Annotated in this window: 22 protein-coding genes; 18 read left to right on the forward strand and 4 right to left on the reverse strand. The window is 56.9% G+C overall.

Annotated elements, in window-relative coordinates; genetic code table 11:
• From pyrF to HMPREF9334_RS00140, 9 genes are all read left to right on the forward strand, one after another.
• Positions 1-714, forward strand: coding sequence for an orotidine-5'-phosphate decarboxylase (gene pyrF / locus HMPREF9334_RS00100; protein WP_006691472.1), 714 nt, complete (start codon positions 1-3; stop codon positions 712-714).
• Complete coding sequence (pyrE, locus tag HMPREF9334_RS00105; protein ID WP_039957183.1) at positions 714-1,289, forward strand: orotate phosphoribosyltransferase; 576 nt, start codon at positions 714-716, stop codon at positions 1,287-1,289. Before pyrF ends, pyrE begins: the two co-directional genes overlap by 1 nt.
• 5 nt (positions 1,290-1,294) lie before the next feature.
• Entirely contained in the window at positions 1,295-1,990 is a 696-nt protein-coding gene (locus HMPREF9334_RS00110) for a hypothetical protein (RefSeq protein ID WP_006691474.1), read from the forward strand.
• A 7-nt stretch (positions 1,991-1,997) separates the two neighbouring features.
• Complete coding sequence (locus tag HMPREF9334_RS00115; protein ID WP_039957184.1) at positions 1,998-3,230, forward strand: methionine gamma-lyase family protein; 1,233 nt, start codon at positions 1,998-2,000, stop codon at positions 3,228-3,230.
• 401 nt (positions 3,231-3,631) lie between these two features.
• Positions 3,632-4,750 (forward strand): ABC transporter ATP-binding protein, encoded by a 1,119-nt coding sequence (locus HMPREF9334_RS00120; protein WP_006691476.1) that lies wholly within the window; start codon positions 3,632-3,634, stop codon positions 4,748-4,750.
• Complete coding sequence (locus HMPREF9334_RS00125) at positions 4,743-6,398, forward strand: ABC transporter permease (RefSeq protein WP_006691477.1); 1,656 nt, start codon at positions 4,743-4,745, stop codon at positions 6,396-6,398. Before HMPREF9334_RS00120 ends, HMPREF9334_RS00125 begins: the two co-directional genes overlap by 8 nt.
• Positions 6,399-6,617: 219 nt before the next feature.
• Positions 6,618-7,655: an ABC transporter substrate-binding protein gene (locus HMPREF9334_RS00130; RefSeq protein ID WP_006691478.1), complete on the forward strand. Its 1,038-nt coding sequence runs from the start codon at positions 6,618-6,620 to the stop codon at positions 7,653-7,655.
• A 111-nt stretch (positions 7,656-7,766) separates the two neighbouring features.
• Positions 7,767-9,497, forward strand: coding sequence for a sensor histidine kinase (locus HMPREF9334_RS00135; RefSeq protein ID WP_006691479.1), 1,731 nt, complete (start codon positions 7,767-7,769; stop codon positions 9,495-9,497).
• Complete coding sequence (locus tag HMPREF9334_RS00140) at positions 9,475-10,257, forward strand: response regulator transcription factor (protein ID WP_006691480.1); 783 nt, start codon at positions 9,475-9,477, stop codon at positions 10,255-10,257. Before HMPREF9334_RS00135 ends, HMPREF9334_RS00140 begins: the two co-directional genes overlap by 23 nt.
• A 69-nt stretch (positions 10,258-10,326) precedes the next feature.
• Here HMPREF9334_RS00140 and HMPREF9334_RS00145 read toward each other — a convergent pair whose 3' ends face one another.
• Positions 10,327-10,671: a cupin domain-containing protein gene (locus HMPREF9334_RS00145; protein WP_006691481.1), complete on the reverse strand. Its 345-nt coding sequence runs from the start codon at positions 10,669-10,671 to the stop codon at positions 10,327-10,329.
• 173 nt (positions 10,672-10,844) lie between these two features.
• Positions 10,845-10,970 (reverse strand): secretion protein HlyD, encoded by a 126-nt coding sequence (locus tag HMPREF9334_RS12405; protein WP_071985964.1) that lies wholly within the window; start codon positions 10,968-10,970, stop codon positions 10,845-10,847.
• A 67-nt stretch (positions 10,971-11,037) separates the two neighbouring features.
• Here HMPREF9334_RS12405 and HMPREF9334_RS00150 point away from each other — a divergent pair, with 67 nt between their 5' ends.
• The 9 genes from HMPREF9334_RS00150 to HMPREF9334_RS00190 all read left to right on the forward strand — a co-directional run bounded on the left by HMPREF9334_RS00150 (position 11,038) and on the right by HMPREF9334_RS00190 (position 20,558).
• Entirely contained in the window at positions 11,038-11,394 is a 357-nt protein-coding gene (locus tag HMPREF9334_RS00150) for a hypothetical protein (protein WP_006691482.1), read from the forward strand.
• Positions 11,395-11,467: 73 nt separating this feature from the next.
• Positions 11,468-13,882, forward strand: a complete 2,415-nt coding sequence (gene priA / locus HMPREF9334_RS00155) for a replication restart helicase PriA (protein WP_039957038.1) — start codon at positions 11,468-11,470, stop codon at positions 13,880-13,882.
• A gap of 125 nt (positions 13,883-14,007) precedes the next feature.
• Positions 14,008-14,871 carry a 4-(cytidine 5'-diphospho)-2-C-methyl-D-erythritol kinase gene (ispE, locus tag HMPREF9334_RS00160; RefSeq protein WP_006691484.1) on the forward strand — a complete coding sequence of 288 codons (864 nt, stop codon included), beginning with the start codon at positions 14,008-14,010 and terminating at the stop codon, positions 14,869-14,871.
• 15 nt (positions 14,872-14,886) lie between these two features.
• Entirely contained in the window at positions 14,887-15,624 is a 738-nt protein-coding gene (locus HMPREF9334_RS00165) for a GntR family transcriptional regulator (protein WP_006691485.1), read from the forward strand.
• Positions 15,625-15,651: 27 nt separating this feature from the next.
• Entirely contained in the window at positions 15,652-17,016 is a 1,365-nt protein-coding gene (gene glmU / locus HMPREF9334_RS00170; RefSeq protein ID WP_006691486.1) for a bifunctional UDP-N-acetylglucosamine diphosphorylase/glucosamine-1-phosphate N-acetyltransferase GlmU, read from the forward strand.
• 205 nt (positions 17,017-17,221) lie between these two features.
• Positions 17,222-18,175 carry a ribose-phosphate diphosphokinase gene (locus HMPREF9334_RS00175; protein ID WP_006691487.1) on the forward strand — a complete coding sequence of 318 codons (954 nt, stop codon included), beginning with the start codon at positions 17,222-17,224 and terminating at the stop codon, positions 18,173-18,175.
• 69 nt (positions 18,176-18,244) lie between these two features.
• Positions 18,245-19,108, forward strand: coding sequence for an NAD(P)/FAD-dependent oxidoreductase (locus HMPREF9334_RS00180; protein WP_006691488.1), 864 nt, complete (start codon positions 18,245-18,247; stop codon positions 19,106-19,108).
• A gap of 33 nt (positions 19,109-19,141) precedes the next feature.
• On the forward strand, positions 19,142-19,834 hold the full coding sequence (locus HMPREF9334_RS00185) for a Crp/Fnr family transcriptional regulator (RefSeq protein WP_006691489.1): 693 nt from the start codon (positions 19,142-19,144) through the stop codon (positions 19,832-19,834).
• A gap of 22 nt (positions 19,835-19,856) precedes the next feature.
• Positions 19,857-20,558 (forward strand): hypothetical protein, encoded by a 702-nt coding sequence (locus HMPREF9334_RS00190; protein ID WP_039957041.1) that lies wholly within the window; start codon positions 19,857-19,859, stop codon positions 20,556-20,558.
• A 107-nt stretch (positions 20,559-20,665) separates the two neighbouring features.
• Here the strand turns inward: HMPREF9334_RS00190 and trpA are convergent, their stop codons facing one another.
• Positions 20,666-21,451, reverse strand: a complete 786-nt coding sequence (gene trpA, locus HMPREF9334_RS00195) for a tryptophan synthase subunit alpha (RefSeq protein WP_006691491.1) — start codon at positions 21,449-21,451, stop codon at positions 20,666-20,668.
• Positions 21,448-22,635, reverse strand: coding sequence for a tryptophan synthase subunit beta (trpB, locus tag HMPREF9334_RS12350; protein WP_039957185.1), 1,188 nt, complete (start codon positions 22,633-22,635; stop codon positions 21,448-21,450). The genes trpA and trpB overlap by 4 nt, the downstream gene beginning before the upstream one ends.
• Between the last annotated feature and the right edge of the window lie 4 nt (positions 22,636-22,639).

Below are 22,639 nucleotides of genomic sequence, written 5' to 3' on the forward strand. Positions count from 1 at the left end.
ATGGCAGATGATCGGTTGATTGCGGCACTGGATGTACCGACGCGTGCAGCAGCGGAGCAGCTTGTCACACGTCTTGGTGACAGTGTCAGCTGCTACAAGGTGGGCATGGAGCTCTTCTATGCACTTGGCGGAGATATTGTTACATGGCTGAAGGGGCGAGAGAAAAAGGTGTTTCTTGACCTGAAGCTGCACGATATTCCGAATACGGTCGCGAACGGACTGTGTTCGCTGCTGCGGCTTCGTCCCGACATCCTGAATGTCCATACTGCCGGCGGGCTGCGGATGATGACAGTTGCGCGTGAGGTACTGCACGCGGCGGCAGACAGGGAGGGGATATCCTGCCCGAAACTGATCGGCGTGACCGTGCTCACGAGTATGGATGCAGAGGACTGGGGCGGGCTCGGACATACGGGCACGATTGCAGACGCGGTACTGCGCCGCGCACAGCTTGCACAGAGGGCGGGGCTGGACGGTGTGGTCGCATCACCTGCCGAGACGGAGGCGATTCGCCGCACCTGCGGCGATGATTTCCTGATTGTAACGCCCGGCATCCGACCCGCAGGTGTTGCGCATGACGATCAGCGGCGCGTGATGACACCGGCAGGGGCAATCCGTGCGGGTGCGTCGCAGATTGTGGTCGGACGTGCGATCTATGCAGCAGAGAATCCACGCGCAGCTGCGGAGGAGATTTTGAAGGAGATGGAATCTGTATGATGACGCAGGAAGAAGTACGTGCCCTGCTTGTGCAGACGGGCGCGATCATGGACGGACATTTCTTGCTGACCTCGGGGCTGCACAGCCCACACTACGTTGAGAAATTCAATGTGCTTCAGCATCCGGAATACACAGCGCAGCTCTGCGCGGCGATGGCGGAGAAGTTCAAGGACGCAAATATTGAAACGGTGGTCGGTCCCGTGACGGGCGGTATTCTGCTCGCGCATGAAACGGGAAAGTCCCTCGAGACGCGCGCAATCTTCACGGAGCGCGTGGACGGCAAGATGACGTTCCGACGCGGCTTCTCTCTGCGCGAGGGCGAGCGCGTACTCATCGTTGAGGACATTGTGACGACGGGCGGCTCGATCAAAGAGGTCATTGATGTGGTGAAGGCAGCAGGTGCTGTTCCCGTTGCCGTTTCCATGCTCGTTGACCGCAGCGGCGGCAAGGCGAACTTCGGCGATGTGCCCGCGACTGCGCTTCTCACGATGGAGGTCGAGACCTACGCACCTGAGAACTGCCCGCTCTGCGCGAAGGGGATTCCCATGACAAAGCGTGGTCGAACGGGTAAGTAAGGAAAATGGCTGAGGAGTTTACAGAGAAGATCGACGCAGCGCTTGCAGCCTGGACGGTGCTCGATGATCTGCCCGCCGAACTCAATGGGTTCGTCCTCTCGAAGCAGCGGCAGGAGAGCGAGGGGCAGTACGATTTCTTTCGCTACGATCAGACGCAGGAACATCGCGCTGTTGTCGGCTTTTACGATGCCGCAACCACTTCGTACAAGCTGCGCGTCGAGATCGGTGTCGTACGCTTTGCCCTGCCATCCTTTGTTTACGGAGATTTGGAAGCGTTCGGTATGGAACTTCGCCGTTCGCTCCCAAACGTGATGACGGAGCTTCATGCAGATACGCTTCAGATGCAAGAGTTGCTGCCTGTGCGCGAGAGTATTGAGACGTGGGCGTACGGTGCGGAGCTTCCCGAAGAGATCGAGGGGTATACGCTCTTTGTCCGTCCGTCCGCACCGGCACAGCTTACGAACGGCTCCTTCCTCATCATTGACTATGTGAATTTTGCACGAGGGAATGATGTCGGGATCTATTACAACTGCTATCGGAATGAGTTCTTTGGTGAGTATCATGTAGGCGGGATGCCATATGTCAGCTACTCGTTTGATGCAGCGAATCTTGAGGAGTTGGAACAGCGGCTGAAACTGCAGCTTGTGCGATATCTGCGTACGGCGACGGAGCAGTGGGAAAAGGAACAGAATGGAAAGTGAGGAAAATGTGCAGAGGGACGAGTTAGGCGCGCTGCGCACACAGATCATCGAGCGTGCGCGGGGCGTGTTTGCGCATATGGACGAGGTTGCGGAGTTCAATACGCAGAAGGTATTGGATGCCATGCGGGAATGCCGCGTCTCGGATGCGCATTTCGGGGTGAGTGCGGGCTATGCGTACAGCGATCTTGGGCGCGAAAAGCTTGACGAACTCTACGCCCGCGTCTTTGGTGCGGAGCGGGCACTTGTACGGACGCAGTTCGTCTCGGGGACACACGCACTCGCAACGGTGCTGTTCGGCATTCTGCGCCCGAACGATCAACTCGTCTCCATCACGGGGGCTCCCTATGATACGATGCAGACCGTCATCGGCTGGGCGCATGAGAGCAGTGGCTCTTTGAAGGAGTTTGGCGTTGACTACGACGAGCTGCCCATGCAGGACGGTCGCGTGGACATGGACGGCATTGAGCGCATTGTGACAGCACGGACGAAGGTTGCACTGGTGCAGCGTTCGCGCGGCTACAGCGAGCGCGAGCCACTCAGTATCGAGGATATCCGCGCGGTCAGCACACGGATCAAGGCAGTGAATCCCAACTGCATTATCTTCGTGGACAACTGCTACGGGGAGTTCGTCGATACGATTGAGCCGACGGAGCTCCCTACGGTCGATATTATGGCGGGCTCGCTCATCAAGAACCCCGGCGGCGGAATTGCGCCGACGGGCGGCTATATCGCGGGGCGCAGTGAACTTGTGGAGATGGCATCCTATCGCCTGACCGCGCCGGGGATGGGGGACGAGCTTGGCGCAAGTCTCATCTCGAACCGTCTGCTCTTTCAGGGGCTCTTTCTCGCACCGCACGTCGTTGCACAGGCACTCAAGGGAGCGGTTTTTGCCGCAGGGATCTTCGAGGGACTGGGCTGTCGCACGTTCCCTCGCTTTACGGACGCACGCAGCGACATCATACAGGCGATTGTGCTCGGGGATGCGGAACGGATGAAGGCATTTGCACGCGCGATTCAGGCGATGTCGCCTGTGGACGCATTCGCCGCGCCCGAGCCGTGGGATATGCCGGGCTATGCCGACCAGATCATCATGGCGGCTGGGACGTTCGTGCAGGGCGCGTCAATCGAGCTGAGCGCGGACGGCCCCATGCGTGAACCGTACTGCATCTATCTGCAGGGCGGGCTGACGTTTGAGCACGCGGCACTTGGCGTGATGGCGGCGGCGGAAGCAATCCTGTGATTTCTGTTTCTGTATGTGCGTGTGTGCTCCACGCAAACACCTCGTTACACAAGTGGTCGCACACTTATCTGCCTAAATACCTGCGGACTTCTTAAACGCGCTTCGCTTGGACGAAAGAAGTCCGCAGGGGGCAGAACGTGTGCTTTTCCCCTTGTTTCACTAGGGTTTGCTTTGGCACACATCGCTGCGCATCCCAAGTTACATCCATATCCAAAATCTCTCATCATAGGATTGCTTCCTATTGATGGGGGATTTTTAGTTTATAAGTAAGTTCAGTTTTTCGGATATTTTTGCAGATTTACGGATATTCTTTTGCTATTTCTTTTTGTATACTATAAATAATCAGACGAATAAAGAACGAAAGGATTCGATGCTGCTAAAAACAATTTGGAGGGGATTCGATGAGTGTAGCGATTAACATTGAGAACGCTGTGAAGAAGTATGGCGATCTCACAATCATTCCGGGGATTACAGAGCACATTCGCAACGGTGAGTTCTTCACCCTGCTCGGACCATCCGGCTGCGGAAAGACGACGCTCCTGCGGATGATCGCAGGGTTCAACAGCATTGAGGGCGGGGATATCCTCTTCAATGAGCAGAGGATCAACGATATTCCCGCGCACAAACGGAACATCGGCATGGTTTTCCAGAGCTACGCGATCTTCCCGCATCTGACGGTGCGGCAGAATGTGGAGTACGGACTGAAGCTGCGCGATGTGCCGAAGGCGGAGATGAAGGAGAAGGTCGACCGCATTCTTGATGTCGTTCAGATTGCGGACTATCAGGATCGCCTTCCCGAACGTCTTTCGGGCGGACAGCAGCAGCGTGTGGCACTCGCGCGTGCCATCGTCATCCATCCGAGTGTGCTGCTCATGGACGAACCGCTCTCGAACCTCGACGCGAAGCTGCGCATCGAGATGCGCTCCGCGATTCGTGAGGTACAGAAAAAGGTCGGCATTACGACGGTCTATGTCACGCACGATCAGGAGGAGGCACTCTCCATCTCCGACCGTATCGCCGTCATGAGCAAGGGCGAGATCCAGCAGACGGCACAGCCGCAGACGATTTATGAGCGTCCGTGGAACATCTTCGTCTCGACCTTTATCGGACACTCCAACCTGTTCTATGGGCGTGTGCAAAAGCCGGGCGATCGGGTGTGCGTCACCTTCCGCAACGGCTATGAGATGCCGATGGAGAATCTCGGTGCGGAGGCGAAGGACGGCATGGAGGTTGTGATCTCCGTACGTCCCGAGGAACTCTCGATCCAAGACGACGGGCTCCCGTGCAAGGTGAAAACAAAGGTATTTCTTGGAAAATACATCAACTACAGTCTGGACTTCGACGGCGAAATGATCTTGCCGGATCAGGCATCGCTTGAGTTCTCACAGGATCTTGGGCATGCGACGCGGCAGCTCGAGGTCGGGGATACGGTGCACCTGCGTCCGAATGCGCTCAAGGTCAACGTATTCACTGCAGACGGCTCGCGCAATATCCTGAAGGATGTGGTGCGCTATGAGTAAGCTGAATTTGCGCTGGGACTTCTGGACCGGCATCACGGTTCTGTCCATCGCCGTCTTCGGACTCTTTCTGATCTACCCGCTCTTCTCTCTGTTCTCTTCGGCGTTTCAGGATGCCATGACGGGGGAGTTCACACTCGAACATTTCAAGCATTTCTTTGAGCGGAAATACTACTATCAGTCGATGATCAACAGCTTTAGCGTGACGGCATGCGTGACCATCCTCGCGATCATCATCGGAACGGCACTCGCGTACTTTATGACGATCTACCGCGTGCGCTTCAAGAGCGCACTCGAGATCTGCATCATCATCTCGCTTCTCTCGCCGCCGTTTATCGGCGCGTACTCGTGGATTCTGATCGGCGGGCGCAGCGGCATGCTGACGCAGTGGCTGCAGGAGACGTTTCAGTATGAGTTCCCGTCGATCTACGGTTTTACGGGGATTTTGCTCGTCCTGACGCTCAAGCTCTATCCGTTCATCTACCTCTACGCAGCGGGTGCGATGAAGAACATCGACTCAGCACTGATCGAGGCGGCGGAAAGTCTCGGATGCAGCGGCATCCGCAAGGTGGTGACGGTCATCGTACCACTCATCACACCGACGATCCTCGCGGGTGCGCTCATGGTCTTTATGAACGCAATGGCGGACTTCGGTACACCGATGCTGATCGGCGAGGGGTTCAACGTCATGCCGGTCATGATCTACTCGGAGTTCATCAACGAGGTCGGCGATCAGGCGAACTTCGCGGCGGCGATGGCGGCAATCATGGTCGTCATCACTTCGACGATCTTCCTGCTGCAAAAATACGTTGTGAGCCGCAAGTCCTTTACGATGAGCTCGCTGCGTCCCCTTGAGGTAAAGGAGATGAGGGGTGCGGGCAATGTCCTGATGCATGTTCTCATCTATCTGCTCGTCGCTGTTTCGATGATCCCGCAGCTCGTTGTCATTTACACCTCCTTCCTTGAGACACGGGGGGCAGTCTTTACGGGCGGCTATTCGCTCGACAGCTATACGACGATCTTCAGCAGCCTCGGTACGGCCATCTCGAATACCTATCTATACAGTACGGCGGCGATCCTCATCATTGTCTTCCTTGGCATGACGGTCGCGTATCTGACGACGCGGCGCAAGAGTATGCTCACGGACATCATCGACACGCTCACGATGTTCCCGTACATCATCCCCGGCTCTGTTCTGGGTATCACCCTGCTGCTTGCGTTCAACGAGGAGCCGATCCTCCTCTCGGGCACGGCACTCATCATCATCATCTCGCTCGTCATTCGGCGGTTGCCGTATACGCTGCGCTCGAGCTCGGCGATTCTCTATCAGATCAGCCCGAGCATCGAGGAGGCGTCCATCAGCCTCGGGGCTTCGCCGCTCAAAACCTTCTTTAAGGTGACGGCTGTTATGATGCTGCCCGGTGTCATGAGTGGTGCGATCCTCTCGTGGATCACGGCGATCAACGAACTCAGTTCCTCAGTCATTCTGTTCACGGGCGCGACCAAGACGATGTCCGTTGCCATCTACACGGAGGTCATCCGCGCGAGCTACGGAACGGCAGCGGCACTCTCGACCATCCTCACGCTCACGACGATCGCTGCAATGGTGACATTCTTCAAGGTGTCGGGCAGCAAGGATGTGACACTGTAGGGTTTTCAGGAATCGCTGATAAAACAGTCTCTCAGATTGGCGTAGATTTTTTCGTCCGAACAAGGCGGAAAACCGGACGCAGAGTGGTGCTCTGTGGAGGATTTTCTGCCGAAGTGCGGGCAAAAAAGATGCGTCAAGATGGTAGTGCTGAATTTATCAGTGCTTCCTTAGGCAAAAGCCTTTTTCATAGATGGTTTTCTGTCAAAAGGAGGTCTTTTCATGAAGTTCAAGAAAATGTTTGCCGTTCTCGCAGCATCGCTGATGCTGGGCGGCGCGCTCACCGGCTGCGGCGGGGGCGGCGGAGAGAAGAAGGCGGCATCGGCAGATGACAACTCCCTCGTCATCTACTGCCCGCATCCGCTGACGTTCATCAATCCCCTTGTCGAGGAGTTTGAAAGGCAGAGCGGCGTGAAGGTCGAGGTCATTGCGGCGGGCACGGGTGAGCTCCTTAAGCGCGTCGAGTCCGAGAAAGCGAATCCGCTCGGTGACATCTTCTGGGGCGGCTCGCTCAACACAATGAAGCCGAAGGCGAATCTCTTTGAGGACTACACGTCGAAGAACGAGGATCACATCCAGGCTGCGTTTAAGAACACCGAGGGGCCGATGACGCGTTTCACGGATATCCCGAGCGTCATCATGGTCAATACGAACCTCATCGGCGATGTGAAGGTCGAGGGCTACGAGGATCTGCTGAATCCCGCGCTCAAGGGCAAGATTGCATTTGCCGATCCGTCCAAGTCCTCCTCCTCCTATGAGCACCTCATCAACATGCTCTACGCAATGGGCAATGGCGACCCCGATAAGGGCTGGGACTATGTGGAAAAACTCTCGCGCAACCTCGACGGCAAGCTGCTCTCCGGCTCCTCTGCGGTCTACAAGGGCGTTGCGGACGGCGAGTATGCTGTGGGACTCACGTTTGAAGAGGGCGGCGCGAAGTACGTTGCGGACGGCGCGCCGGTCAAGCTCGTCTACATGAAGGAAGGCGTTATCTCCAAGCCGGACGGCATCTACATCATCAAGAATGCAAAGCACATGGAGAACGCGAAGAAGTTCATTGACTTCATCACGAGCAAGGAAGCGCAGAGTATCATCACGGCGCAGCTCCACCGCCGTTCTGTGCGTGACGATGTCGATCCACCGGTCGGACTTCTCCCGAAGGATCAGATCAAGATCATCGATGATGATGAACAGGTGGTCGAGAAGAACAAGAAGGCATGGCTCGATAAGTTCAAGGATATCTTTACGAGCGTGCAGTAAGAACAGCTGGGTAAGAGACAATACCGGAGGGGGCATCCTTCCGGTATTTTGTGTTTACAGAGATTCTGTTATAATAGAAAATAATCGAATTTCGCAGGAAGGAGGATAGAGATGCGACGTTTTCAAGATGAGGTGCGCAGTGTTCTCCTTAAATATGCGCTTGTTCCTGGCTTTCTCATCGCGCTTATCTGCATCCTGCTCGCGGCAGTCTATTGGGAGCGGAACGTCGCGGCGCGTACGGCGGACGAGGCACACGTCGCGGGTGAGATCTTCACCGAGATGACGCATGACTATGAAGATCGTGCGGCGGCGATTGCGATGAACGGGACGGAACTGCTCGCCGGGGACGCTGAGGAACGCCGTCTGTATTTTGAGCGGCTGTATGCGGAACTGAATCTGCATGGCAGACTGCCACGGTTTTTTCTGCTGAATGCGGACAGGGGCGTTCTTTTCCAAACGCGGAGTGACTTCCCGTCCTATCTTGCACCGCCGACGGAGAATTGGGGCGTGCTCTCGCGCATGGACGGACAGATGGGCTGCGTGGAGGAATTCATCCCGCACAGTGACCGCGAATGGGATTATGTTGTCGGTCAGGCGATCCGTCCGGTCGCGGCACAATCTGTGGCAGCTGCGGGAACCGTGGAGGGCTATGCCGTCTTTGTCGTATCCATGCGCGAGCTCGAGAAACGGCTGCAAACGGGTGAAAAGATGCACTTTATCATTGTCAACCGCGAGGGGCGCGCACCCTTTTCCACGATGACCATTTTCCGCGACCCCGTCTTTTACAAAATTGCCCCCGAACTTGTAAATGCGCATGGGCTCTGTGAGGTGGGAGGACAACAATTCTATGTGGCACAGGAGCAGGTGCTCGATGGGCGTTTTACGATCTATGCAGCCCTGCCCGTCGGCAGCCGCATCGCCCAATTTGCGACGGGTACGGCGATTCTCCTCGCCGTGTTCCTCCTGATGGTGCCGTTCATCTTCTTCCGTGTGCGGCGGGAGACAGCGGAGAAAATGCGTGCAATGGATGAGATCGTCGATGCGTTCCGTGCCGTTCGGCATGGGAATCTGGATCGGGAACTCGCCATTTGCACGGGTAACGAGTTCGAGGAGATCGCGGGCGAATACAATCGTATGGTGCAGAGCCTTGTCCGTCTCATGCAGGAAAATGAAGAGAAGGCACGCGCAAGTGTCATTTCCGAGCTGCGTCAGCTCGAATCGCAGTTTAATCCGCATTTCCTCTTTAACACACTCGAAAATATTAAATTTATGACGAAGCTCGACCCTGACGCTGCAACGCGCATGATCACCGCACTCTCGGCACTCCTCCGCTACAGCATCGACAATCGTGTGCAGCGTGTCCTGCTCGCTGAGGATATCCGTCATCTCGGCAACTACATCGAGATCCAACGGCAGCGTTTCGGCGCACGTCTCACATACCGGCAGGAGATCGCGGAAGCGGCGGGGAAGTGCCTCGTGCCGAAGCTGCTCCTGCAGCCTGTCGTGGAGAACGCCATTCATTACGGGGCAGATGCAGAGGGCGCGATTCATATCACCACGCGGATTATGATTGCAAACGGGAAGATGCAGATTGTCATCGAGGATACGGGCGTTGGGATGGCGGAGGAAACGCTGGCATCGCTGCGGCGGATGATGCGGCGCGGAGAGAACCGCTCCGTGCATACCGGGCTCTACAATATCCATCGGCGCATTCAGCTGCTCTACGGCGTGGAATACGGGATGCAGATCGAGCGGCGAGCGGAGGGCGGCACGCGTGTCACGATGGTGCTGCCTGTGAACGTCGGAAAGGAGGAGGGCAATGCTACGTATTCTGATCGTTGAGGACGAGGAGATCATTCGTCGGGGACTGATCTCCGTGATTGACTGGGCAGGGATGGGCTGTCGTGTCATCGGCGATGCGCCGGACGGTCTAGTGGGTCTCAAACTCCTGCGCACGGAGCGTCCCGATGTTGTGCTCACCGATATCCGTATGCCGCGTATGGACGGTATCGCGATGGCGGAGCGTGCACGCGCGGAGGGAATCCTGCCGCAGCTTGTCTTTCTCACAAGCTATGCGGACTTCGACTATGCGAAGAAGGCGGTTCAGCTGCACGCGGCAGATTATCTGCTGAAACCTGTCGATGAGGTGGAGCTTGCTGCCCTTATGCGGCGGATTGCAGAAGATGGGGTGGTGCAGGAAGTGATGCCGCAAAATGTGGAGAGTATGGACTGGCAGCGGTACTTCTCGGACGGGTCACTCAACCCCTATGTGCGGCACGCGATAGAGCGTATCCGCACCGACTACCGCGAGAAACTCAGCATCGAAGTACTCGCCGAGAAGGCGGGTGTAAGCGCGAGCTATCTCAGCCGCAAATTCAAGGAAGCGACGGGGCAGACCTTTCTTGAATGCTTGACGCGCACGCGTTTACAGAGTGCCGTGGCACAGCTTCGCTCGGGTAAGTACCGCGTCTACGAGGTTGCGGAGGAAAACGGATTTGGTGACTACAAGAATTTCTGTACGGTGTTCAAAAAATATATGAAATGTTCGCCGCGTACGTTTTTGCAGGGGACAGGGGGGAGGTTGGCGCAGGAGGATGAATAGGAATGCAAAATACCCGCAGCATTTTGCTGCGGGTATTTGCGTTCAGGGATAAATGTGCTGATATATATATTACGCCGCAGGGAATGCGACGACAAGCAGCATCTTGAACGGCGTTTCCTTTGCCGCATAGACGGAATGCGGATGAGTTGCAGGCATGACGATGCTCTCACCCGCCTTGAGCGTATAGGTTTCGTCATCGATCGTGATGATGCCCTCGCCCTCGAGTGCCGTGACAAGCGCGTCGCCCGTCGATGCGTGTGTGCTGATGCCCTCGCCCTTGGCGAACGCGAAGAGCGTGACACCGAGCCCCTTGTTCTGAACGAGCGTCTTGCTGACGACCTGTCCCTCTGCGTATGCGACCTGATCCTTGAGCAGGAGTGCTTGTTGATGCTGGATATTGTTTAGGATTGCCATGATGTTTCCTCCTTGTGTGTTGTGAGAATTTCTGTGCATATTATACACAGAATATCCTCTAAAGAATGTGACCAAAGCCACAAATCCGAGAGGAACACTCGGATTTTGAAAAATCAAAAATTTTTCCAGTTGTCAAACGTGACCCTTTGTCCTATAATAACGAATAGATTGTTTTAGGGAAGCACTGATAAATTCAGCCGCGCCATCTTAGCGCATCTTTTTTGCCCGCACTGTGTCGACAAATCCTCCACATAGCTTTGGCTATGCGTCCGGTTTGTCTCCTTGTTCGGACGAAAAATCTACGCCAATCTGACGGACTTCATTTTATCAGCGATTCCCTAGTCAGAGAATTGAGGAGGATGAAGGATGGCGTTGGATCGCAGTGCTGTGATCGATGAGGTGCAGAAGCTGGTCGATGCGCCGTCGGTCTACGAAGGACTGAAGGCGAAAGCAGAGGTGTTTCTGGAGGCGGTGGACACGCCACAGGAAAAATCTGCGTTTCGGACACTCATTGATGAAATAAAGAGCGATGTACTGACGATCGATCAGCTCATCAGCTTCACGGAGTCAGCGGACGGTGTCGCACTGTTCGGTGCGCAGAGAGCCGGAGAGTATAATGCTGCGGCAAAGCAGGCGAAGGAGCAGGGGGAAGATACCTGTATCTGCCCTGCGTGTCAGGCCGGCAAGGAGATCCTTGCGAATCAGGCGGCGATTGTCTCGTAGTCGTGGTGTATGGAAAGGAGCTGTTGCACGAATGCATTCGTGTAACGGCTTTTTTGGTGAAGAAAGTGAACATATGACCGTTGCGGATGTCTATATCAACATTCCGGTCAAGAGCATCCGACAGGAGTTCACCTATCTCCTGCCGGAGCGGCTTGCGCAGGTCGCGGCAGGGTGGCGTGTCTTCGTCCCGTTCGGCAGCGTGCGCAAGGAGGGGTTCGTCACCTGTGTGCGCACCTATGATGCAGCGCGGGATGGACAGCATGCGCTGAAGGAAATCATCGATGCGGTGGATGAGGAGGCATGGTTTTCCCCCGAGCTTCTTGCCGCCGCACAGGAGCTGTCGGACTTTTACCTTTGTTCGGTGGCGGAGATCATGCGTCTCTTTATGCCGGGCAAGAGCGGTCTCAGAATTTTTCCTGTCTATGCAGCGGCGGAGGATGGGGATGAGGGGCACCCCATCCTTGTGGATGCGCGCGTCCATGCCGTCTATCGACATCTGCGTGAGCACGGCAGTCAGCGCATGGCGCAGCTGCGGCGGGAATTTCCTGCGGGAGAGGTCGAGCTGTGTGTGGAAAAACTTCTGCGCTATGATCTCGTGCGCAAGGAGTATGAGGCGGATAAACGCGACAAGGCGCAGTATGAGAAGTTCTATACTGCGGGGGAGATTACGGACGATCTGCTCGCGGGACTTACGCGAAAGCCGGCGCAGATGCGGACACTTGCCCTCTTTCGGGAGCAGGGCACATACACGCGTACCGAACTCGATGAAAAAGGAATCTCGCTCGCAACCATCAAGAACCTCGTTGCAGCCGGATATCTGACCGAGCACCTGCGGCGCAGGCTGCGCTCCAGCTATGGTACGGGGACGGCGGGGGCATATGCCGAGGAGCTGACGGAGGCGCAAACATCGTCAGTCACGCAGTTGCACGCGGGCATTGCGGAGGGCGCGTTTCGTGGCTATCTGCTCCACGGGGTGACGGGCAGCGGCAAGACGCGTGTCTACATCGAGACGGCGCGCGCCGTGCGTGCGGCGGCGCGTCAGGTGATCGTGCTTGTGCCGGAGATTGCCCTGACGGGGCAGCTTGTCACGGCGTTTCAGGAGGTGTTTGCAGACGATATTGTCGTCCTGCACAGTCAGCTCTCGCTTGCCGAGCGCAACGACGCGATCTTTCGCGTGCGGCGCGGAGATGCGGGCATCATCCTCGGTGCGCGTTCGGCACTCTTTACACCGGCAGCCGATGTCGGTGCAATCATCCTCGACGAGGAGCAGGATATGTCCTACAAACAGGACGAGTCGCCGCGTTACCATGCGCGTGTGGTCGCAGAGATCCTCGCGCGGCGGCACGGGGCGATCCTCGTGCTTGGCAGCGCGACCCCCTCGCTTGAATCCTACGCGCGGGCACGAGCGGGGGAGCTGACGCTCCTCTCGATGCCCGTGCGCATCGGCAGTCAGCCGCTGCCCGAGGTGCGTGCCGTCGATATGCGCGAGGAGCTGCGGCGCGGGCGGCGCACGATCATCTCGCCCGCCCTGCGCGAGCTCCTCACGGAGACAATTGCGCGCGGCGAGCAGGCAATCATCATGCTGAACCGACGCGGCTACGCGACCTTTATCATGTGCCGCTCCTGCGGAGCCGTCATCACCTGTCAGGAGTGCTCACTGCCGCTCGTCTATCATGCGAACGGTGCGCTCGTTTGTCACCACTGCGATCTGCGTGCCCCCGTGCCCGATACCTGTCCGAAATGCGGCAGCCGTTACATCAAATACTTCGGCTCGGGCACGGAAAAGCTCGAGGAGGAGCTGGGGCAGATTCTTCCCACAGCACGGATTGTGCGCATGGATCGCGATACGACGGGACGTAAGCTGGCGCATACGGAGATCCTGACGCAGTTTCGGCGGCGTGACTTCGATATCCTGCTCGGCACCCAGATGGTGGCAAAGGGACATGATTTGCCGGGCGTGCAGTCGGTCGGCATCATCAGTGCGGACGCGAGCCTCAACCTGCCGGATTTCCGTGCGGCGGAACGCTGCTTTATGCTCATCACACAGACGGCGGGACGCGCAGGGCGGCACGGCGCGCGCGGTGCGGTCATCGTACAGACCTACAACCCTGAGCACTATGCCGTGCGTGCTGCGCTGCGGCAGGACTACGAAGCGTTTGCGGCGCAGGAGCTTGTACTTCGCAGCGAGCTCTTCTATCCGCCGTACAGCCGTCTCGTGAAGCTGCTCTTTCGAGATCCGCAGCGTGCGCGTGCGTGGAATGCAGCAAACGAGTTCGTCGCTGCAGCGCAGACGGCGTTTACAGGAACGACAGGGGGCACGGTGATCGGGCCCTCGCCCGCACTGATCGAGCGGGAGCGCGGCGCGTATCGTTTTATCGTACTCATCAAGACAGACGCGCTTGCAGTCGTACAGAACTTCTTGCGTACACGCGGACTGCATCTGCGCGACGATGTTGCGATTGACATCGATCCCATCGCAATTTTTTGAAAAATAATAGAAAAACCTATTGAATATAATTGGAAATCCTGTTAATCTGGAAATAGAAGGAAAGACAGATGATATGCGAAGCGGCATGAATCTTTTTCCTTGGAGCAATGGAGGAATGACTTCCTATGGTGACGACTCTCGGACGGGCGAAGATCAATCTGACGCTCGACATTCTGGGACTTCGGGATGACGGGTATCACGAGATTGCGACGGTCATGCAGTCCCTCGCACTCGCAGATACGCTTACGTTCACGCGGCAGGAGGAGGGAATCACACTGACCGTGGATCTGCCGGGGCTTGAGGCAGATGAGCGCAATCTCGCCCACCGCGCCGCTGCACTTATTATGAAGGAGTGTGGTCTGCGTGGCGGTGTTCATATTGCCATTGCAAAGCGTATTCCCGTTGCCGCAGGGCTTGCGGGCGGGAGTGCGGATGCGGCAGCGACACTGCGCGGGATGAATGAACTCTATGCACTTGGACTTTCCGATGATCGGCTCTGTGTACTTGGTGCGCAGCTTGGCTCGGACATCCCATTTGCCCTGATGGGCGGAACCGTACTTGCGACGGGGCGCGGTGAGATCATGCAGGCACTTCCGGATTTTCCCGCGACTCACGTCGTGCTCGCAAAACCTCCCGTTGCTGTGTCGACACCGTGGGCGTACCGCAGTTACGATGCACACCCGCCCGGATTTCATCCGGACAATGCGGCATTTTTGGAGGCACTCGAACGCGGCGATCGCATGCGGTGCGCAGAGCTTGTCTGCAATGTGCTTGAGCCTGTGACCGAGGCGGCACATCCCGTGATCGCTGACTATCGCGCGCGGATGCGTGCACACGGTGCGCTTTGTGCAATGATGTCGGGCAGCGGGCCAACGGTGTTCGGACTCTTTGCGGATGAACATGCGGCTGTGGAGGCGGTAGAGACATTTCGCAGGGAAACGGATGCCGAAATATGTCTGACGCATACGGCGGGCAGATACGGGGAGTAACAGGAGAGCCATACTATGCAAGGAAAACTATCACCGGTTGTTGTCAACAGCTACCAGCCGCTTCGCGAAATTGTCTGTGAGGTGCTGCGCGATGCCATTCGCGGCGGGATACTGAAGCCCGGCGAATGGCTCAAGGAGAACGATCTCGCGGACGAACTTCTCGTCAGTCGTACACCTGTACGCGAGGCGATCCGAAAGTTGGAACAGGAGGGCTATGTCGTCACCGTTCCGCGGCGCGGTGCCTACGTCGCAAGTGTATCCATTCGTGACATCAATGAGATCTTTGAGATTCGCGCGGCACTTGAGGCACTTGCCTGTGAACTCGCGGCGGAGCGGATCACCGATGAAGAGCAGGAGCGTTTGGAGCGCCTCCTCGTCGGCATCGGACGCGCCATCGAGGAGCATGATATGGAGCGCATCGTGCGCACGGATATCGAGTTTCACGAGCTTCTGTATCAGGCAGCGCGCAACGAGCGTCTACTCATCATTATCGGTAATCTGCGCGAGCAGCTCACGCGGTTCCGTACAATCTCGATGTCCTATCCGGGACGACTCAAGGCGACCCTCGAGGAACATCGTGCGATTGTGGATGCGATCGGCTCGGGCGACGCGCGCCATGCACGCAAGGTCGGCGCGCGACACATGGAAAATTCGGAGAAGACCCTGCTTTACGCCATTGAGGAGCAGGAAAAAAAGACAGGTACCACCTTGGTGAGACGCAAGGGGAAAAAGAGTCAGGAAGACGCCGAGTAGGCGCTTCCGGAGAACGGGAGGGGCATAATGTTGGATTTTATAACGGTCATACTGGCAGCAGGCAAGGGCACGCGCATGAAGTCAAAGCTACCCAAAGTCCTGCACCACGCGGCAGGGAAATCTATGCTGCAGCACGTCATTGACGCGGCAGACGCGGCAGGTGCACGGCGCAACATTGTGGTCACGGGCTTTGGCGGCGATGTGGTGCGCGAGAGCATCGGTGACAGTGTGGAGTATGTGGAGCAGCGTGAGCAGCTCGGTACGGGACACGCCGTCCTGCAGACGAAGGAGCTGCTCGCGAAGGAGCATGGAACCATCATGGTGCTTTGTGGAGATACGCCGCTCCTGACAGCGGAGCTTTTGGCGCGCTTCCATGAGGAGCATGTGCAGACGGGCGCAAAGGCAACCGTGCTCACGGCGATCATGCCGAACGCAAAGGGCTACGGGCGCGTTATCCGCCGCGAAAATGGCGAGGTGCTGAAGATTGTCGAGCACAAGGACGCGACGCCGGAGGAGCGTGAGATCCACGAGGTCAATGCGGGCATCTACTGTTTTGATGCACAGGCCCTCTTTGCCGCGCTCGCAAAGGTGACGAACGATAATGCGCAGGGCGAATACTACCTGCCCGATGTGCTCAGTATCCTCCGTGACGCAGGGGAGAAAATTTGGGCGGTCACAGCAGACAACTATGAGAGCACGCTCGGCATCAACTCGCGCAGCCAGCTTGCCGTGGCGGAGCGGATTCTGCGCCGCCGCAAGGCCGAGGAACTGATGGCGGACGGCGTGACGATTATCGATCCGCATACGACGTTTATTGATGCCGAGGTGCGCGTCGGCATGGACACGGTCATCTATCCCTTTACCTTCCTCGAGGGGGTCACGGTCATCGGAGAGGACTGCGTCATTGGCCCAAATGTCCGCTTTCAGAATATGGTTGTCGGCGACAATGTCAAGGCACACTATGTTTACGCGCACGACGCCGAGGTCGAGAATGGCGCGGAGCTTGGGCAGTTCAACCACATCCGCCCCGACAGCCACATCGGTGCGGGCGTGAAGATGGGCAATTTTGTCGAGGTGAAGAACTCCAACATCGGTGCGGGCTCGAAGCTGCCGCATCTCTCCTACATCGGGGACTGCGACCTCGGTGCGCACGTCAACATGGGCTGCGGTACGATTACGGTCAACTACGACGGCAAGCAGAAGTTCCGCACGGTCATCGAGGATAACGCCTTCGTCGGCTGCAACTCAAACCTCGTCGCACCCGTTACGGTGGGCGAGGGTGCGTATGTTGCTGCCGGGTCGACGATCACGCGCGACGTCCCGGCCGGCACGCTCTCCGTGGCACGTGCACGCCAGAAGGAGATCGAGGGCTGGACCGACAGACGAAAATGAGACTCGTACATGATCTACGCGTATGGTTCTGGACACTGCGAAAAAGGCGGAGGACGCTCTTCCCAAAATAAATCATGCGTGTTATACTATAAATAGTTCTTGTGTATTCTATTTATAGGAAGTACTGATGTAAAACTCGTCGAACCGGTAGAGTTTGATCGGTGCTTTTCATGTGACGCATCTGGTTTTTAGGAGGAACAGAGAGATGAGTTTTCCGACCGACAACGTATGCATCCTGACGGGGAATGCGAATCCCCAGTTGGCAAAGGATATCGCGGAGCGTATCGGCATACCGCTCTGCGAAGCATTCGTCGGGCACTTCAACAACGGTGAGATTCAAGTGATGATCGAGGAGAGTATCCGGGGAAAGGATATCTTCATTATCCAGTCGACCAGCTTTCCTGTGAATGACAACCTCATGGAGCTGCTGATTCTCACAGATGCGTGCAAGCGTGCGTCGGCACACAGCATTACGGCGGTTGTTCCGTACTATGCCTATGCACGTCAGGATCGTAAGACGCGTGGACGCGAGCCGATCTCGGCGAAACTCGTTGCGAACCTCATGACGACGGCGGGGGTATCCCGCGTTGTCACCGTTGACCTTCATGCGGGACAGATTCAGGGATTCTTCGATATTCCAGTGGATCATCTCGCTGCTGCCCCCGTACTCGCGAGCTACTTCCGTGAGCAGGAGATCGAGGACCTGGTCGTCGTTTCACCGGATCTTGGCGGTGTCACGCGCGCGCGTATCATGGCGGATTTCCTCCATGCGCCGATTGCGATCATCGAGAAGCGCCGCCCCTGCCCCGGGTGTGCGGAGGTCATGAACCTCATTGGTGAAGTTGAGGGCAAGACCGCGCTTCTCATCGATGATATCGTCGATACGGCAGGGTCACTTTGCGAGGGGGCAAAGGCACTCCATGAGCGCGGGGCAAAGCATGTGCTTGCGGCGTGTTCGCACGCCATCTTGAGCGACCCCGCAGTCGAGCGGATCAATGCCTCCGTGATCGACCAGCTTGTCATTACCGACTCCATTCCGGTTCCTCCTGAGAAACAGTCCGATAAACTCGTCACACTCTCTCTTGCACAGTCTCTCGCGGATGTTATTGTGCGTATCCAAAGCCATCGTTCGGTGAGTCTGCTCTTTAATCATCACTGATTTTTCGTACACATGAGAAAGAGACGTTTAAGGTGCGTCTCTTTTTTCATATCATTTGTAGGAGTATTTATGCACGTTATCATCATCGGTTCTGGTCCGGCAGGAGTCTCTGCCGCTCTCTATGCGCGGCGCGGTGGCGCAGATGTGACGGTTGTCACGAAGGGGGCAGGTGCACTCAGAGCTGCCGAGCTTGTCGAAAACTATTATGGGTTCGATGTACCCATCACAGGGGCAGAACTTGAACGACGCAGCATTGCGGGCGCAAAGAGGCTCGGTGTTGTGTTTGCGATGGATGAGGCGATGTCTGTTTTGCCGAGGGATGATGGGCAGGGCTTTCGCGTGGAAGGGGGACGCTCTGCGTACGAAGGAGATACTGTTATCCTTGCGGCTGGTGCTTCACGCAGTATGCTTTCCGTACCGGGACTGCAGGAGTTCGAGGGACGCGGGGTTAGCTTCTGTGCAATCTGCGATGCGTTCTTTTATCGTGGGAAGAATGTTGCTGTTATTGGTGCGGGCGACTATGCGCTGCATGAGGCGGAGATTCTTCTCCCTCATGCAGCGCGGCTGACGCTTTTGACGAATGGTGCTGCGCCGGATATTCGTGTTTCGGACGGGATTACAGTGGAGCAGCGTGTCATCTCTCGTATCGCGGGAACGCGACGTGTCGAGCGCATTGTCTTTGATGATGGCACGGAGATGACGGTGGATGGCATATTTTTGGCGAGTGGTACGGCAGGAAGCTTTGAACTTGCGCGAAAGCTCGGTGTACTGCAGCGTGACGGCAAGATCGTTGTGGACGCACAGATGGAGACGAATGTCCCAGGCATCTATGCGGCAGGGGACTGCACGGGTGGGCTGCTGCAGATTGCAAAGGCGGTCTATGAGGGGGCGGCGGCAGGGCTTGCCGCCGTGCGCCATCTGCGTCGGCAGTAATACCCGTACAGAGGGAGAAAGGGGGGGACAGAGATGTTGGAACATGCTTCGGAAAGCCGCCATTTTCGCGACTATATTGAGCAGTTTGACCTGTGGAAGGGTCTGACAGCGGCGCAGCGGGATGAGCTGATCGCGCATACGCGGTACAGCTGCTATGCAAAGCGTGAATTTATCCACCGAGGAGCACTTGCACACTCGGGGACACTGCACGTGATCTCTGGATCCCTGCGCATCTATCTCATCTCCGAGGAGGGGCGCGAATTCACGCTTTATATTTTGCGCGACGGGGATATTGGTCTTATGTCAAGCATATCGCACCTCAATTCTGTTCCGTGTGATATTGCAATTGAGGCCGGAAAGAATACGGAGCTCTTCATCTCTGATACAATGGCGGTACGCAGTATTTTCGCGGAGAACATTGATGTGCGTGCCTGTGCCTACGAGTATACCATCGCACGTCTCTCGGAAATGCTGTGGAAGCTCCAGCAGATGATCTTCCTGTCGGCAGATCGTAGACTTGCGCGGTTTTTACTTGCTGAATCGGCGCGTACGGCAGGAGATGAGATCCGTCTGACACATGAGGAGACGGCACAGTATCTTGGTACGGCGCGAGAGGTGGTCAGCCGGCTCATCCGCGAGTTCAGTCAAGAAGGGCTTGTGGAGACCGCTCGCGGACGCATCCAAATTTTGAACCGTGCGGCACTCAAGGAGCGTGCAGGGGCATGAGTGCTATTTCTCGGAGGAGTCTATGTTGATCTATGTTCTGTTAGTGCTTGTCATCTTGCTGCTCATCATCCTGTTTCGCTATCTGCCGCACCGCATCTTTTTGATCTTCGTCATACTGCTCGCGGTGGTGGGCGGCATCCTCTTTTATATGCAGACGGCGGATCGTGCTCCGGAGCCGCTGACCATCGAGGAACGTGCGGTGATTGCCCACGATCAGGAACTCTTCACGCCGTGGTGGGGGATGTATCAGAAGCAGATCGCAGAACTTGACCGCAACTGGACGCGCTACTATCAGGTTCTCGCAGATGCAAAGGCGGGTGAGACCACGCTTGCGATTACGCACATGCGCCTTATGGATCTGGAACGGGATATGCAGGAACTGCACACTCGTTTCGAGAAAAATGCACCGCCGACGGAGCTGTCAAACCGTGTCTATGATCCGATTGCTATCATTGTGAGCAAGACGGACGATTATATCGCTGCCGAGCAGAAGGCAATCACGTTGACGCGTGCCGCCGCAGATCCCACAGCGATGAAGGAGCAAAATCCAGCCGCACAGGCGCGTCTCTTGGAGCTCGTTATGCTGCGCGAATCTCCCGTTGCACTTTTTATCGGTGACGAAGTTGGTGCCATTCGAGACTATTTCGCACCTGTCTCTGCCGTTCATGAGGGTGTGGGGACGGCAGAGGTACAGGAATCCGACTCCAAAACAGAAGATAAATAGAGCCTGCTGTACGAACTTTTCGGATTCGTGCAGCAGGCTTTTTTATGAGTGTGGGATAAGGCAGAAAACTGTAAGCCAATCGGATGGGCTGTTTTATCAGTGATTCTCTACGCATCCAATGCTTTTCGCATATTGGCAATCAGCTGAATACCGCCGTCGATATCGCCGTCGATGATCTGTTTCACTACGGCACTGCCGACGATGACACCGTCCGCCTGCTTGGCTGCACGCGCCGCCGCCTCGGGCGTGCCGATCCCGAAGCCGATCGCGAGCGGTACCTCCGTATAGCGGCGTGCTGCCTTGCAGACAGAGCCGATGATGGAGTAGTCGATCTCCTTGACCCCCGTGACACCGTAGTTCGAAATGCAGTAGATGAAGCCGCGTGCATCCCTGCACGTCTCCGCCATGCGTTCCTCGGTTGTGCCCGGTGTAATGAACTCCGTGAGGGTAAAGTCATGCGCGGCGCATATCCGCCGCATATCCGCTGACTCCTCGTGCGGTACGTCGGGGAAGATCACGCCGTCCATACCCGCCGCTTTGAAGTCCGTGACGAACTGCTCGAAGCCGTAGTGATGCACCATGTTGATGTAGCCCATGCCAATGAGTGGAATCTCGGAGTGTTTCCGAATCTCTTTGACGACTTCGAGTGCCTTCTTTATCGTCATGCCATTCCGGAGGGCGATGACGCTCGCCTCCTGAATGACAGGACCATCTGCCATCGGGTCGGAGAAGGGAAGCCCAAGCTCGATCACATCTGCTCCCGCCGCCTCGGCGCGGCGCACGATGTCCACGGTCGCCTCTGCGCTCGGGCAGCCCGCCGTCACATAGATGTAAAGTCCTGTGCGACCTTCTGCGCGCAGTTTTGCGAGTTTTTCATCCAGACGCGTGCTCATGCGATATCCTCCCCCAGTTCCTTTGCGACCATCTGCACGTCCTTATCGCCGCGTCCCGAAAGACAGACGACAACGTTCTCGCCTGCCTTCGTCTCCGGCATGAGTTTTTCAAGATACGCAAGCGCGTGCGAACTCTCAAGCGCGGGGATGATGCCCTCGATACGCGAGAGCCGCTGAAATGCAGCCAGTGCCTCTTTATCCGTCACGGAAACGTAAGTAACAATTCCCTGATCCTTGAAATAGGAATGCTCCGGCCCGACGCCGGGGTAATCCAATCCCGCCGAGATGCTGTACGCCTCCACAACCTGTCCGTCCTGATCCTGAAGGAGATAGCTGTATGCACCGTGGAGAATGCCGGGCGTGCCCGCGCCGCTGAGGGTCTTGGCGTTGTCACCGTCCGCGTCGCCGCGCCCGCCGCCCTCGACACAGAACTTCTTGACCTCTGCATCGTTATGGAAATCGTAGAATGTCCCGATGGCGTTGCTGCCGCCGCCGATGCACGCGACGAGGTAGTCGGGCTTTGCGTCAAAACGCTCCTTTGCCTGTGCGCGGATCTCCTCACCGATGACCTTCTGGAAGTCGCGTACCATCTCGGGATACGGGTGCGGACCGACCGCCGAGCCGATGACATAGTAGGTGTCCGTGATGTTCGTCGCCCAGTAGCGGATCGCCTCACTCGTCGCATCTTTGAGCGTCCCCGTGCCGCTTGAAACGGGTATGACCGTCGCCCCGAGGAGGCGCATACGGAACACGTTGAGCCGCTGACGTTCGACGTCGACCGCGCCCATGAAGATGTGGCACTCCATGCCGAAGAGTGCAGCGACCGTCGCCGTCGCGACACCGTGCTGCCCCGCCCCCGTCTCCGCGACGATGCGCTTCTTGCCCATACGCTGTGCGAGAAGTGCTTGTCCGAGTGCGTTGTTGATCTTGTGTGCGCCCGTGTGCAGGAGATCTTCGCGTTTCAGATAGATATTCGCCTTGCCGTAGTGCTTCGTCAGCCGCTCGGCAAAGTAGAGGTTCGTCGGACGCCCCGCATAGTCGCGCAGATAGCTGCGGAACTCTGTGAGGAAGGCATCATCCTCGCGGTATTTCAGATACGCTGCCTCAAGTTCGTTCAGTGCGGGCATCGCAATTTCTGGCACATACTGCCCGCCATAGTCGCCAAATCTTCCCTTCTTACCCATATAC

The sequence above is a fragment of the Centipeda infelix ATCC 43532 genome, from assembly GCF_000234095.1.
Taxonomy (GTDB): Bacteria; Bacillota; Negativicutes; order Selenomonadales; family Selenomonadaceae; genus Centipeda; species Centipeda infelix.